The organism is Ruegeria sp. S263, from assembly GCF_056780525.1.
Genome location: NZ_CM165558.1, coordinates 3,118,096 through 3,132,891, shown reverse-complemented (window position 1 = coordinate 3,132,891; position 14,796 = coordinate 3,118,096). Strand labels below are relative to the sequence as shown.

11 protein-coding genes are annotated in these 14,796 nt (G+C 56.0%); 4 read left to right on the top strand and 7 right to left on the bottom strand.

Annotation, left to right across the window (positions count from 1 at the left end):
* Window positions 1–114 precede the first annotated feature (114 nt).
* Together ACT2B1_RS15525 and ACT2B1_RS15520 are read right to left on the bottom strand one after the other, a co-directional pair.
* Window positions 115–2,214 carry a VapE domain-containing protein gene (locus ACT2B1_RS15525; protein WP_481668098.1) on the bottom strand — a complete coding sequence of 700 codons (2,100 nt, stop codon included), beginning with the start codon at window positions 2,212–2,214 and terminating at the stop codon, window positions 115–117.
* Between the two features lie 674 nt (window positions 2,215–2,888).
* The gene (locus ACT2B1_RS15520; RefSeq protein WP_481668097.1) at window positions 2,889–3,929 is read right to left on the bottom strand and encodes a hypothetical protein; all 1,041 of its coding nucleotides are present in this window, start codon (window positions 3,927–3,929) and stop codon (window positions 2,889–2,891) included.
* 173 nt (window positions 3,930–4,102) lie between these two features.
* On the opposite strand from ACT2B1_RS15520, the gene ACT2B1_RS15515 reads away from it, so the two are divergent.
* The 4 genes from ACT2B1_RS15515 (at window position 4,103) to ACT2B1_RS15500 (ending at window position 8,931) form a co-directional block, all read left to right on the top strand.
* The gene (locus ACT2B1_RS15515) at window positions 4,103–4,714 is read left to right on the top strand and encodes a PepSY domain-containing protein (protein WP_481668096.1); all 612 of its coding nucleotides are present in this window, start codon (window positions 4,103–4,105) and stop codon (window positions 4,712–4,714) included.
* A gap of 38 nt (window positions 4,715–4,752) precedes the next feature.
* Complete coding sequence (locus ACT2B1_RS15510) at window positions 4,753–5,412, top strand: response regulator transcription factor (protein WP_171123494.1); 660 nt, start codon at window positions 4,753–4,755, stop codon at window positions 5,410–5,412.
* The gene (locus ACT2B1_RS15505; protein WP_481668095.1) at window positions 5,409–6,761 is read left to right on the top strand and encodes a sensor histidine kinase; all 1,353 of its coding nucleotides are present in this window, start codon (window positions 5,409–5,411) and stop codon (window positions 6,759–6,761) included. Before ACT2B1_RS15510 ends, ACT2B1_RS15505 begins: the two co-directional genes overlap by 4 nt.
* 400 nt (window positions 6,762–7,161) lie before the next feature.
* Window positions 7,162–8,931, top strand: a complete 1,770-nt coding sequence (locus ACT2B1_RS15500) for a pilus assembly protein TadG-related protein (RefSeq protein ID WP_481668094.1) — start codon at window positions 7,162–7,164, stop codon at window positions 8,929–8,931.
* Window positions 8,932–8,949: 18 nt separating this feature from the next.
* Here ACT2B1_RS15500 and ACT2B1_RS15495 read toward each other — a convergent pair whose 3' ends face one another.
* Genes ACT2B1_RS15495 through ACT2B1_RS15475 form a run of 5 tightly spaced genes read right to left on the bottom strand, consistent with a single transcriptional unit; the run spans window position 8,950 to window position 14,701 of the window.
* The gene (locus ACT2B1_RS15495; protein ID WP_481668093.1) at window positions 8,950–9,960 is read right to left on the bottom strand and encodes an Ldh family oxidoreductase; all 1,011 of its coding nucleotides are present in this window, start codon (window positions 9,958–9,960) and stop codon (window positions 8,950–8,952) included.
* Between the two features lie 10 nt (window positions 9,961–9,970).
* Window positions 9,971–10,600 carry a DUF3726 domain-containing protein gene (locus ACT2B1_RS15490; RefSeq protein ID WP_481668092.1) on the bottom strand — a complete coding sequence of 210 codons (630 nt, stop codon included), beginning with the start codon at window positions 10,598–10,600 and terminating at the stop codon, window positions 9,971–9,973.
* Window positions 10,597–12,282, bottom strand: a complete 1,686-nt coding sequence (locus tag ACT2B1_RS15485; RefSeq protein WP_481668091.1) for a hypothetical protein — start codon at window positions 12,280–12,282, stop codon at window positions 10,597–10,599. The genes ACT2B1_RS15490 and ACT2B1_RS15485 overlap by 4 nt, the downstream gene beginning before the upstream one ends.
* Entirely contained in the window at window positions 12,279–13,256 is a 978-nt protein-coding gene (locus ACT2B1_RS15480) for a membrane dipeptidase (protein WP_481668090.1), read from the bottom strand. Before ACT2B1_RS15480 ends, ACT2B1_RS15485 begins: the two co-directional genes overlap by 4 nt.
* Window positions 13,256–14,701, bottom strand: coding sequence for an aldehyde dehydrogenase family protein (locus ACT2B1_RS15475; protein ID WP_481668089.1), 1,446 nt, complete (start codon window positions 14,699–14,701; stop codon window positions 13,256–13,258). Before ACT2B1_RS15475 ends, ACT2B1_RS15480 begins: the two co-directional genes overlap by 1 nt.
* Window positions 14,702–14,796: the final 95 nt, after the last annotated feature.

Sequence of the window (14,796 nt, the reverse complement as noted above, 5' to 3'; positions counted from 1 at the left end):
TCAAACGCCCAATTCCTCCATTCTAGTATTCAGGGCATTCAAACGATAATTAAAGATTTGATAACGCTTATTTTTACCATGAACACCGCCTAGTGGCGTCGGTGTTCAGAGTATTCAAATCAACCCCCAACCGTCCCATTTCCAGACATTTCCCTTCCCCGTGTGTGTTTTACTAAAACCGATCTTCCTCAGGACTCCGCTTAGCCGCATCTGCTTACGTTTGTCCAAGGCGGCTGGCGGGATATCCAGAGAATCTCGGGCTAACTCCCACAACGTCCACTCCCCTCGGCTGTAGGGATCGTTCTTCCACCAGTTGCGCACTCTGTCCTCCCACGGATCGATCTCACGAGCCGCGGCCTGCATCGGCTGGTAGTGCTGCTGCTCGAAGTCATGGTCCGGCCACCATTTCTCACCCGCCTCGAAGGCAACGACGGCTTCGGCGAACAGTTGATCCCGCTCCACCCGAAGCTGATCAACGTCGATCCGCCCCCGGACCTCAATCGGCCAGTAGCGCCGCCCGCCGTCTTGGTCATTCAGGAAGTTAGAGTTGTTAGTGGTGCCGAATAACACGCATGTACGGCCCACCTTGCGGTAGGTCCGAGCAAATGGGAACCGGACCTTATCGACACTGCCCGAAACAAACGCCTTTAACTCTTCCTTGTCGGTCTGCCGGGTCGGGGCCAGCTCGGCCAGCTCGACACCCCAGTGACCGACCAGATGCCGCAGCGCCTCTTCCTTCTTGTGTATCGACGGCGGAGTGTCGCTGAACCAGTCACCTGCCAGAATACGGCATACCGTGCTCTTGCCTTGGTTTTCTTCGCCGTGGAAAACCGGCATGTGATCGACTTTGGAACCAGGCTGCTTCATCCGAGCCACCAGCATCAATGGAATCCGACGGGAAACGTCCCGATAATAGGGTGTGTCGTCGGTGTGAACTGTCCGAACTAGCCAACTATCCAACCGTGGCTTGCCGTCCCAGATGAGTCCGTCCAGATAATCCTGAACTGGATGGTAGGCAAACCTGTGGGCGACCGCCTCAATGGCGTCGATAACGTTCAGCTTGGTCGCCCTTGGTAGCCCGTTGTGTTCGATCCCGGAACGGGCGGTAGTAAATATGTGGTCTTCCACAGTACCGCCTTGCCATTCCAGTTCGAACGTCAGCTTGTTGAACCGAAGCTCTGGAAGGATCGCGTCGAGGTTTTGTCCGAGCACGCGGATCGTATTGCTCTGATTATTTATCAGCTTTCCGTTGACGTCTAGAAGCGGCGAACCCCAGTCTTCCTTTGAATCAGGCTCAGGGACGTCAGCGGCTGACAGGTAGTCTTCGGCCACCACTGCCCACCCAGCGGCTTTGCCCGCTTCGGACTCGGAATAGGCCCAGTGGACCAGCCGGGGCAGATCGGCAAACCTTTCCTTCCATCGCGGAGTGTCTTTCTCGGACGACGCTAGGTAAGCAAGGCTCAGCTGCTGCGCGGTCCGGGCCTCCGTTTGATAGCCGCTGGTGGCCATGCGAATGGCATAGTCGAGCGTCGGCCCATGCAGGCTCTCGCCGCTCCTTATGGCAGCAAGTTCATCGCCTCCGGCCCAGTCTTCACCCTTGACTTGTTTCGATTTCCCGGTTGGCAGTAAAGCATCGGGCGGCGGCGGTAGGTCGGCAAGATCGGGCATTTCGCCGATGGGGTGGAATGTACCTTTATCAGTAACGGCTCCGGCTGCCCGGACGTATCCATTGTGGCCACGCCAGTCGAGCCCGGTCGCCGGGTCGTTCTGACTGTTGCGCAGCCCGGACCCGTCTGATTGGAAGTAGAGATGCAAACCATTGCTGTGGGTCTTGACCCTGCCGGGTGTCAGTTCTTCGGGCTCAACGCCAAGGCGTTTCAACTCGCCGATGCCGTCCTTGCCATCTTTCACGTCCACATCGAGGATGTAGAGCCCAGCCCCATCACCGGTAAGTACACCCGGCACGGCGTCGGGGAAGTCTGCCCACATCTGGTGAAGCTCCGCCGGGTCGGTCGTTGCCTTGTTCGGGAAGCCAGATAGATGCGGTGTTCCGGGACCGCGAGTCTCGCCGTTCTGTAGGGTCTGCGAATTGGCCCGCAGTGGATGGATCTTGTATCCCTTCTTTGCCAACTCCAGCGCTAGAGTCGGCTGGTTCAAGTCTTGTTGTAGATCTATGTTAGTTTTGTTAACATTTGGCATGGTGGCATGTTCCATTTGTTGCCCAGACCCGTTGCACAAGGTCGGACTGTTTCAGTGTCCCCCTGTCGTTTGATCGCGGCAGGGGCCTTCTCTTCGGGAGTGTTCAGTTCGATTCCGAAACGCGGAATCAAACTGCAGTTATAAGCCTCTGCGAACAGAAGTTTTTCATATTGCGGGTGCCTTTGGTGGTATCGTTACGCCAGCATCGCTCCAAACACGTGAGTTGTTTGATTGCTGGGCGAAATAGAGACCAGTGGAGGTGGGACAATAATCCTGAAAAACTTAATGAAACTATGGGGACTTGAAGTGTCCCGCTCTTTTATAGGTCATTGGTATTTCATGCTTATTGTATCCCGCCCCCGGGCACCACGTTCTCATGAGAACCCATTGATTGCCCTCAGTTCCGCTAGAACCTCGCGAGTGGCCATTGAGTAATTTTTGCGTGTACGAACGCCGATCGTCGCAATGCTCTAATGCAGATGTGGTCAGCAAAGTGAAAGCCCGCCCCTATTTGGGGCGGGCTTTCTTCGCTTCTAGAGTAAGTAATATGCGCGCTTCGATAAAATGAAGTCGCTTCCAGTAAAAATTCTTGTTCGGGTATCCGGGCCAGCCTGAGTTCATGTAGGTGGATGTATAGGCTGGCCCGGCACTCGTTGCCTCCGTGAGTATTTGGGCAAGGAGTTCAGAATTTATTCGAGGCCAAGCATGGCCTTGACCGTTGCCTCAACTTCGTCGGTTACAGGCTTGTTAGCAGCGTTCTCTAATGCTTCACGTTCTAGCTCAGGTTGTGCTTCAACTTGCTCAGTCAAATCATCGACCTCTTCTACCGCGTCCTCGTATTCATTGGCCGCCTGAAGCTCATCGTTAAGGTCCTGAGCCTCCTCAATTGACTCGTCCAATTCACCTTGTGCGGTTTCCAATTGTCCCAGCAACTCGTCGCTTGGATCGTCGGTTTCGTCCACTTGCTTCTGGAGGTCATCAACGATGTTCTTGTTTTCCTGTACCTCGGAAAGAGCGGTTTCCAGATCATCTTCGATCTTTTCGATGGAGCGATCCGGAACCTCGAGGTCGTCCAGGAAATCTTGGGCTTCCTGCAGGTCTTCGCGCAGTTCCTCGCCTGCAAGAACCGTATCACGGTACGCAGCTATCCGCCCCACGCGCGAGTTTGGTGAGGCGTTCAGCAACGCGGTTTCGCTTGCATTCGCGGCGTTTAGCGCGCCCAGCTCCGATGGGTGGGCTGCCAACAGGGCAGCGGCCTTATTCCCGGTCGTGCGGGCGGTTGGGCGAATAGAATGGGTTACTTCTACATTTTTGGCAGGTTTCGACTGTGTCGTAGTGGTTTTGCGGCCAGCTTTCGTTGTTTTGTTGCCTTCAAAGAAGCTCTTTAGGGAAAAGCCTTTGCCTGTTCCTGACTTCGAGCCGGAGCCATTCGTCTTGGCGAAACCTCGGCCGGAAAGGCCAAACCCCTTGCCCTTATTCGCCCCGGCTGCACCTTGGCCCTTGCGACCATTCTCGGAGCTGCCGCCTTTACTGCCGCTTTTCCCTTTGTCGCCCCCATTACCGCCGCCGTTACCATTACCGCCGCCGTTACCGTTGCCGCCACCATTGCCCTTGCCCTCTTTAGCGATGGCGGCATCTGGAACGGAAATCACACCCACGATTGCAACAGACCCCATAAGAGCAATTGCGATTGATGTGGCTTTCAGAAGGCGGGCGGTTTTGGTTCTCATTTTGAGCTCTCGTGCAAATCTCTTTTCAAAAACGTAGTCAATCGTAACAGAATCACCTGATGCTCTCATTTGAACTGATGTAGGCTGAACACAGGCGAAACCGATTGTTAATCAGCGGTTCACTTTGTTTTTTTTAGGCTTTACGCTCTCGAGCGCGATTTTGAGTGACGTCGATGATGAAGCATATTGCGATAGTGGTCTGTGCTTCTCTTCTCCTTTTAGGAGAGGGGGATGCTGCGCCACGCGAGCTTAAGCATTCTGAACTGCGTAAAGTCACTAGATCAGGTGGTGCAATTCGTCTGAAAAACGTAATCAAAGGTGTCGAGAAAATATTCGGCGGAACCCCGGTTGATGCTCGGGCATTTCAAGCCGACGGGGTCTATTACCGTATTTTGGTCAAAAAGCCGAATGGTAGCATTATCAGTGTGATAGTGGACGCAAAGACCGGGGTAGTGGTGCCGAACAAGTCCCGCGTGGGCCAACAAATAAAAGAAGCGGCGCGATCCAATCTTGGTAACTCGGCAACCGCGAAAGCCCAGGCCAACCTGAATGGATTTTCAGGAAATCGCGGTGTTGGCAACCGTGGTGGAAACGGAAATAGCGGCGGGAACGGCAACGGCAATAGCGGCGGGAATAGTGGCAACAGCGTTGGTGGCGGAAACGGAAACAGTGGCGGTGGCAAGAGCGGTGGCAACGGTGGTGGAAACAGCGGTGGCAACGGTGGTGGTAACGGCGGCGGCGGCAATGGTGGCGGAAACGGAAACAGTGGTGGCGGAAGAAGATAATTGATGAACAATTGCGACTATACCTGTAACTTTTTCGCATGAGAGTATTACTGGCAGAAGATGAGCCGCACCTGTGCGCTCAGATAAAGAAGCTCCTGAATGCTGAAGGGCGCGTGGTTGATATAGCCCGCACCGGAATGGAAGCCCTTCACTTGGGGTCAACTGAACCTTACGACGTCATCATCCTGGACGTTGGCCTTCCAGAGCGGGACGGTATTTCGGTTCTGCGCGAATGGCGCGACGAAGGCGTTAAGACCCCCGTTTTGATCCTGACCGCCCGAGACGGCTGGAGTGATCGCGTTGATGGTTTGGACGCCGGCGCGGATGACTATATGGTCAAACCGTTCCACATGCCGGAATTGGCCGCGCGAATACGTGCAATTCTGCGTCGCCAAAGTGGGCAACTTAATCCCCTGATCGAAATGGGTGATGTGGTTCTGGATCCAAAGAACGGTCGCGTGACCGTCAAAGGGGTCCCTGTTGAATTGACCGCTCAGGAAATTGCGGTCCTTGGCTATCTTTGTCACAACCGTGGTCGCCTGATTTCCAGAATGGAGCTCTCGGAACATATCTATGAATATGACGGGGATCGGGATTCAAACACGATTGCCGTTTTCATTACGCGCTTGCGCAAAAAGCTGGGGTCCGACCTGATCAAAACGGTCCGGGGCCGAGGTTACATGATCGACAGCGAATGATGTTTTCACTTCGTGAGCGGGCATTGTTGGGGGGGGTTCTATCCGGTGCCGTGTCCGTCGGAGTGAGCACTCTGGCCGTGTTTTCCTATATCAACGCAAGAGTGTCGGACCAGTTTGATACCGCTCTTCGCGACCGCCATACTCAACTTGTGGTTGGTCTGAGCGTGACGACTGAAAATCCCGATGCCCTGCGCGGTTTGATGTTTGATCCGGCCTATGGTGCGCCCTATTCAGGGCGCTACTGGCAAGTGACAGGAAGCGACGGTGAAATCTATACCTCGTCTTCTTTGTTTGACGAAACATTGGCCGAACCCGAGGCCGCGTCAAAGGAACCAGCCCTGTGGAATACGGCAGGCCCGGACGGTGAGGCTGTTCGGAGTATTTATCAGGAAATCTCATACGAAGACGGAACAGTCTGGGGGGTCAGCGTCGCTGAAAGCCGCGCGCAACTTTTTGAAGAAAGGCGCGCAGCACAGCGCAGCCTGTTGCCGGCCTTTGCGCTGCTTGGGCTGATTGGCGTTGCGGGTTCACTGCTGCTGGTGTCGGTCATTATGGGTCCTTTGCAAAAGCTAAGGAACGACGTGGCCCATCGTTGGGACACCGATGAAGGATTGAAGCCGGAAGACTATCCTGAGGAAGTGTCGCCGCTTGTTGAGGAACTCAAACAGTTGTCGCGCCGAAATCGTGATATTGTCGCGGGTTCCAGAAGACAGTCTGCGGATCTTGCACATGCTTTGAAAACACCCACGGCCATTTTGCGCAACGAATTGATTAACATTTCCGAAAGTGGGTCCGAAACGGAAATTGCCGAAGAAGCCTTGGATAGAATTGACGCGCAGCTCAGCCGCTCACTGGCAAGAATGCGGGCCATGAACACGGCGGAACTGAGTCATTTGCAGACGGACCTGTCGAACTCGATCGACCGGCTTGCGCGGTTGTTTTCGTCTATGGCGGAAAGAGAAGGCAAAACATTCGAGGTTACCCGCCCTTCGGGGCTGTGGGTGCGTATGGACCCGCAGGATATTGAAGAGGTTTTGGGCAATCTCATGGATAACGCCCTGAAGTGGTGCCAGTCCACGGTTCGTGTGTCGGCGAAATCAAAATCTAAGACCATCGAAATCTGCATAGAAGACGACGGACCGGGAATAACCGAAGAAGATCGGCGCGAAGCTTTGCGATCCGGGGGGCGGTTGGATACTTCGGTGACAGGCAGCGGCTTGGGACTAGCGATCGCGGTCGATTTGCTCAATGCTTATGGCGCGAAGCTGGACTTGGGAAGATCCAAGAAGCTTGGAGGGTTGGAGTGCCGCGTGATCGTTTATTCCGGAAGCGGAAAGGCCGTGTCCTGAATGAATTTCCATTTCGATAAATAGCCTGGAATTACAGTAACAAAATAAAATCTATTGCACTTGGCTGGCAACGAATTTGTTCGGGAAAGCCAGTGGGTTTTGCTCTGATTGGCTGACATCTATTTATCGTCAATAATGATTAGTCCGGCTAAAATGTGCTGGAAACAGAAATGTCTTGATGCTGCATTTCGAATGACGAGAGAAATTGAATTTCTCAGCTATTTTTCACGATTACAGAGCCAGTTTTGCAATTCAGTGTGTTCATTTAAGGTAAATATTCCGTTCATATTTAATTAATGTGCGGTTAATTTCGAGTAGCCTAAATGCCAATTGGACGACTTCTTGACGGCAAATTCATCCCGCATCTTGTCAGAAATATCTTGATGTAGTGGAGAGCGAAATGTTGTCAGGACGTGTCTGGGGGTCTTCGAAATCGCAACGTTTTTTGTTGCCTAAGGAACAAGCAAAATCTTTTACGACCCGAGAAGATGGTGGGTTAACTATTTTTGCGGTGTTCCTGTTTCTCGCCATCTTTGCTTTGACGGGCATTGCAGTGGACGTCATGAACTATGAGCGCGACCGCGCCAATCTTCAGTGGACACTTGATAATGCCGTGCTTTCGGCCGCCAGCCTTGAGCAAAAGCTGGACCCGGCGGAAGTTGTGCAAGCCCATTTGGACGTGCGCGGGTTGGGAGAGTACCAAAACAGCATCAATGTTCAGGATGACTATCTGGATCGTACTGTTACCGCCAGTTTGTCGAAAAGGTTCTCTACGAATTTCATGCAATTCAGCGGTGTGGATTCGCTGCCGATGAACGTATCATCTGCGGCAAATGAAGCTGCTCCGCATACCGAAATTTCCCTGGTTATCGACATTTCGGGCAGTATGGGAAGCAACAACCGCATGGAGCTGATGCAGGCAGCGGCCAAGGCTTTCATCACAAAAAGCCTGAGCAGGAACGAGGACCCAAGCACTGGTCAAAAATCTGATAAACAAACTTCGATCAATGTGGTTCCGTTCGCAGGTCAAACCAACCCGGGCGCCACAATGTTTGAATACTTGGGTGGCGAGCGTTTTGGGACGACCACGGAAGAAAATTTCTTCCCGGAATGGAAGCAGGATATCTCAAACGTCGTTTTCTGGTTTGATACGGACGGCAATGACAATCCTGATTTTTCTGTCAAAATCGACAGCTTTCCTGACAATGAAACCGATCTGTTCAACAAGGACGATGTGGACACATATTATCACTATGTTCGTGACTTTATCGTCAAAAACTCGAACCAGCTGCCAGAATCGGCCGAGCTGGTCGGGGCGTCGATCAAGGGTGGTCGGCAACAGACGACATATTTCAGCATTACAGGTCAAGAAGAAACCAGTTCGACCAAGTTCAATCAAGTCGACATTGAACTTCAATATTCGGATTTCCACAACTACGTGGGAACCATTCCGAATAACGAGTCGTCCTGTCTTGAGATGGAATACTCGGACTTCATGACCTCGCAGCTCCCGTCGGCTTCCAATGTTCAGGTGCCTTATTTCGTGAACTGGGACTATGATGAAACCACTCAGAACTGGGGTTGGTGCCCTGATGATGCGATGAGCATCAAGTACGCCCAGAACGATGAGCTTCTGCTGAACAACTTCATCGACAATCTGCGCCTGTTTGACGGTACCGGAACCAACTACAGCCTGAAATACGCGCTGGCATTGCTGGACCCGTCGTCACGTGACGCCTTCGCGCATCTCAGCGCAGCTGGTGAAATTCCGGCAGAGTTCGCGAACCGCCCGCTGAACTGGGATCATGAGGACACCTCGAAATACATCGTGATCATGACGGACGGCCGCACAAGCCCGCAGGTTCGCCCCACGGACCAGATGGAAGAGGAAAACGGTCTGACGGAACTGATATCCCGTCCGTCGGAAGACACGACCATTACGTCCTCGCAGACGACGAACCTGCAACTGTTCAAGCAGCAGTGCGAATTGGCCAAAGCGAACAACGTGATTATCTATGCCGTTGCTTTCGAAACGTCCGATCAGGCAGCCGCCGAAATCAAAGCGTGCGCCTCATCGCCGTCCCATTACTACGAAGTAACGGGTGATGAGATCATCGACTCGTTCGTATCCATCGCAGGTTCGATCCAGAAACTGAGACTCATCCAGTGAGGTCAGAGTAAAGGTCGGTTACTGGAGAATTGCTTCGATCTTGCCCAGTGTGGTGACGTTGACAGCTACTCCGGTTTCCAGCGCAGCAATGCGTTTGGCGCACCTCCCGTCACCGGGCAGGTGCGCCCCGTCTTGTGAACGAATATCCGAGACAAGCTCGGCGATACTTGATGCAAATACGCCGTCGGACGTGGCCGACGGGTCGACGGCAATAAAGAATTGCCCGGTTTTGGGTGGCCCTCCGGCCGTTCCGGAAAAGGGTGACGCGTTCAGGCCCAAGGTCGCTCCTGTCAAAGCGGCCGCCATAATTTCGGTAAGCAACGCGACGCCCACACCCTTGTAGCCCCCCGAAGGCGCCATGGAGCCCTTGAGGCCGACATTCGGGTCGGTCGTGGGGTTGCCGTCAGCGTCCAGCGCCCAGCCAACGGGAATGGGCTTTCCTTCACGGGCATGTTTCATGACTTCGCTTTTGGCGATGGTGCTGGCGCTCTGGTCGATCAAAAGGGCAGGTTGGCCGTCCGTGCCGGGAGCGGCGATCGAGAAAGGATTGGTTCCAACCACGGGCTTGGAGCCGCCCGATGGCGCGATGGATGCCGGTGCATTGGTAAAGCCCAATCCGACCAAACCGGCTTGAGCCAGGCGATAGGTATGATACCCAAGGACACCGCAGTTATAGCTGTTGCGGATGGCAAGCGCCGCGATGCCCTGTTCGCGCGCGGCAGGGATCAGCGCATCAAACCCGGCTTCAATCGCCGGATGCGCAAATCCTGTGGCAGCGTCCACCGCCACCACGCCGGGTCGGGGCCGCGACAGAACCGGTTCGGCCTTTCCATCGACCTTGCCGCACTGAACATGCTCGCAATAGATCGGGATGTAGGCGAGGCCGTGGCTGGCGACGCCGTCTGCCTCGGTTGCGGCTGTGGCAATGGCCAGAGGGCGCGCATTGGCCTCGCTGGTACCGGCTGCAACAAGTGCGCGAAAGGCGAGGTGTTCGATTTCGGTCAGGGTCAGGATACGGGTTTCAACCATTTCAACCTCTTCAATCGTTGTCGGACAGGCCCGCTCCGGCACCGCGTAGGCGGGATTCCTCGGTCGCAGGGGCATAGGTGCGATGGGCAAAGCCCGTCAGAGCGGACCAAGCCGCAGGATCAGGTGTTGCGCGTGAGTGCTGCCGTTGGGTCGGGGGCGCAACCTGTTCTAACCGCACAGTAACGGATTGGGCTTGATCCGGCATCGGCCCGGTCAGGTGCAGGGCAATCCCATCAGTTTGTGCCTCCGTGCCGTCGATCGTGATCGCGACGCTTTTGTTCAATATGCGTGCCACGTTGGATACGAACGGCAGCAATAGGGTCGGCGTCGTAACATTGGTCAACGTGACCGGTGCGGCCTCTAGTACCAACGCGCTGTCTGAAAGCGCGCTCCCTGCAGCAAGCGGACACAGTACGTCCGTTCCGGCCCAGCCTTCGCCAGAAATACAGGGCACGTGCATTTCGGGCGAGCGCGATAGATCTTGCTGCAGCAAAGATGCAAGCGCCGCCACGCCGTCCAACCCTTGTGCGCAAAGCCAGCGGGTCGCCTTTCCCGCCTCTTCCGCATGCCCCCAAGTGTAACCAGCGCCACGGGCGGCACGTTTGGAGGTCGCCTCAATCTCGTTTAGCGAAAAACTCATGCTGCAGGCTCCGGGTAGACCCAAGTATCCGCCGTGTCATTCGTCAGGTCTTCGGGATAGGGCGCGCCCGCAAACATGCAGATTCGAACCCAGCGATCGGAACGCGGGTCGAAATGCGTCGCGCCAAAGAACGAAAGCTTGGCACGCAACATGTCTATAGGCATGACATCGGCGCTGATCGTATTGTCGCGGACTTCTCCGTAGGGGGCGATACGTCCGATCTGCGCGCGCCGGATGGTGTGTCGATGTTCCGGGTGCTGCAACAGGAAATCGCGGATTGGGGTGTCGCCGTCCCAGTCAGCAAGCTCCTTATACGCCGTTGCAGCGTCCCGCGCGGGGGCCAAGGGTTGCTCGTATTCGGCGATGGGTTCCTCAAACCGTTCACCCAATCTGGGTTCCAGCTTTTCCTCGGACACATACCAGGCGCGGGCGCAATTCGGCTCGGCCGCCCAATCCAGTTCAAGCGCCCAGTCAAAGTTGCTCAGGATCAGTTCGCGGACCTCGGACACCGGCATCGCACCGTCGATGATTTGCGCATTCAGGTTGCTGTCGGCCATGCAACTTGCCAACCCGTCCACCAGATCGCCATAGGGCTCCAGCATCAGCGACGCGAGAAGTTCCTGACCTTCCTCGCTGAGCGCGTCCTCAGCCCATGTGATTAGCCGGTCCCACGGGGCGTCCTGCGTCAGGACATCCCCGTCCAGATGTTTCGAGATTGCCTGAATGTCTGAGGTCAACGCCGCCAGTTTCCTGATTTGGACAGGATGCTCGGATCGCCACCACGACATCGACAATGTGCTGCGGTCAAAAATGTTCTGGAACTGCGCAATTTCCGCGTCAGAGGCGCTGGGCAAGGACCGCACGCGCGAGATCGCCTCTTCGCGCACCATGATCCAGTTATTGAACAGGATTGGATGGTTCACGATAAACGGTGCCATACCCAACCCGGTCGAATTGCCAATGCCCAGCCAGCGGGCGATGTCGGGGTCCAGATCGGCTGTATTCTCACCGCCTTTGGCACGGGCCATGTGCTGAACCAAATCGCGGACATATGTGCGAGTCAGATAGACCGATAGCATTTCGGTCTGGAACGGGGCGTTAAATTCCGGGCGGCCAGCGGTTTTTTCCCGGTCCGCCGCGCCGAATTTGCCAGAGCCGTACACGGCCGTCGTGCGCATCAGGTAGCCGACGTCGTAAATTTGATCGAGGTCCGGTTGCTGGCCACCGGCCAGCCTGTCGACGACATGTGCCCATAGGCGCACAGAACGGTTTGCGCGCGACAGGGACAGCTCGTGCTCACTGACGCGGCCAGCCTCCTGCAAGGGGACATTCTGGGAAAGGCGTTCAATATCCTGCGCGGTCGGAACGCCGTCGAACAAAGTGAAAGTGGCATCCCAAGCTTCGGCAATCACCCGGTCAGAGCGTTTTTCGGGGGGCAGGTCATGTGCGAAGGCGACCAGCGAATAGGCATGGTCCGGGCCTTGTGCGGTATAGACGGCGTGGCCGACCCCGTTTGCGCCGATCTTAAAAACGGGCCGGGTAAAGGTCCATTCCTCACGCGCCATGCGTCGCGTCAACTGCCGCATAAAGCTAAGGCGGCATTGGTGCAGGGACCCCAGCCGCGACAGGCGCATGACCTGAGCGGGGTCTCTGCGGGCGATATGGCGACCGGTTTCGTTCATTTCCCCAATGGTCCGAAATTCTCGTCGAAGAAGCGGTACCAATTTCCGCCCATGATACCCGAAACCTCAACTTCGTTCATACCAACCGCGCGCAGCCCAGCCTCGATATTTCCGAAATCGCGGCTGTCCTGAAACCAGCCGGGCATCGGCGGAAAACCGGGGGCCGAGGCCGAGCCTTCGCCATAGTCGATCTCTTTGGTCCAGCGTCCGACGCGCATCCATTCGACCACGCTGTCGGGCTGGTCCTGACACAGATCGGTGCCAATCCCCAGATGCTGAACGCCGTATCTGTCGGCAGTGCGGGCGATCATGTCGCAAAAACTCTCTACTGTGCAGGCAGACTTGTCTTTCAGGTGATGAGGGTAGACCGAAAAGCCCAGCATCCCACCGTTTTCCGTCACGGCCCGGATCACCGCATCGCGCTTGTTGCGCAGCGCTGGGGCCCAGTCATGGGGGTTGGCATGCGTAATGGCGATGGGGCGCTCCGATATCTCGGCGGCCTCGATGGTCGAACGGTCTGCGGAATGGCTCATGTCGACCACAAGGCCCACGCGGTTCATCTCTTTGATCACCTGCTTACCCATGCGTGTGATGCCGCTGTCTGTGGCCTCATAGCAGCCGGTGGCCAGCAGGGATTGATTGTTATAGGTCAACTGCATGAACCGCGCGCCCAGATCGTGCAGGATTTCGACCAGACCGATATCGTCTTCGATGGGCGAGGGGTTCTGAAAGCCGAAGAACACCGCCGTCCGCCCGGTTTCGCGCGCCCGGTCAATATCGCTGACCCAACGGCCCTTCATGATCAGGTCGGGGAATTGCTCGAACCAGCGGTTCCACTTTTCAAAGTTCAGAACCGTTTCGCGGAAGTTTTCATGATAGGCGATGGTGACGTGGATCGCGTCCACATCGCCTTCGCGGAGTTGCCGGAAGATCTTTTCCGACCAGTTGGCGTATTGCAGACCGTCGATGCGCATTAGACCGGCGTCCCGGCGCTGATGTATGCGGTTTTGACTGTGGTGTAGAATTCCGCTGCCGCCTTGCCCTGTTCGCGCGGCCCGTATGAGCTGTCTCCGCGACCGCCGAAGGGCACGTGATAATCGGTTCCGGCGGTGGGCAGGTTCACGGTGACAACCCCGGTGCGCGCGTTGCGGCGGAAATGGGTGGCGCGGGCAAGGCTTTGGGTGACGATGCCCGAGGTCAGGCCGAAATTGGTGTCATTAACGACGCTCAGTGCCTCATCATAGCTGTCCACTTTGATAACGCTGGTCAGGGGGGCGAACATCTCTTCGCGGTTGATGCGCATGTCGTTGCTGGTGTTCAGAAACACACCCGGCGACATGTAGAACCCGTTATGAGGCATCTCCAGCCGTGCGGAGCCGCAGGCGAGTTCCGCACCCTCGGACTTGCCCAGCTCGACATAGGCGAGGTTCTCTTGCAACTGCTGCTCGCTGACGACCGGCCCCATTTGGGTGCCGCTCTCCAGCGCGTGCCCAACCTTCATCGCCTGCGCCCCCGCGACCAGTTTGTCGACAAAAGCATCATGGACCCGTGCGTGAACCACCAGACGCGACGAGGCCGTGCATTTCTGCCCGGTGCCGCCGAATGCGCCACCTAGCGCCAGTGTCACAGCCAAATCCAGATCGCCGTCGTCCATCACGGCCAGCGCGTTCTTGGATCCCATCTCCATCTGCACCTTGGTCAGGTTCTGAATGGCAGCGGCGGCGATCCCTTTGCCCACAGGCACCGATCCGGTGAAAGAGATCGCGTTTACCTTGGGGCTTTCCACCAATCGTTGACCGATGCTGCGCCCTGACCCCATCACAAGGCTGAACAGACCCTTGGGGATGTCCTGCCGTTCGATGATTTCGGTCAGCGCCACGGCTGAGGCCGGGGTGATGTTCGCAGGCTTCCAAACCACTGCGTTGCCGTAGCACAGCGCCGGTGCGATCTTCCACGAAGCAGTCGCGGTGGGGAAGTTCCACGGGCTGATAATGGCGACAACGCCCACGGGTTCACGCCGCACGTCAATCTCAACGCTGGGGCGGACAGAGTCGGCGTTCTCACCGATTTGGCGCAGGCATTCAGCGGCGTAATAGGTAAAGAACTGACCGGCGCGATAAACCTCGCCCTTGCCTTCGACCAGTGGCTTACCCTCTTCGCGTGACAACAGTGTACCTAGTTCCTCGGCGCGGGCCATGAGTTCGGTGCCAATGGCGTTTAGAACCGCTTGCTTGCGCTCGGGAAGGTAGGCAGCCCACTCAACCTGCGCGGCACACGCCTGGTCCAGCGTGGCGTCCAACTGATCTGCACTGGCCTGCGCGAAAGTGCCAACCAGATCGCTCAAGTCCGATGGGTTGCGGTTCTCGATTTCGGATTCACCTGCCAGCCATTCGCCGGCAATCAGGTTCAATGTGGTCACAATGCGCCCCGGAGTCGTATTTTGGTCGCGCTTAGAGTGCGGGGGCCTTGTGATATCAGTCAAACTCAAATAAATTGAATATAATTCAGAAATAT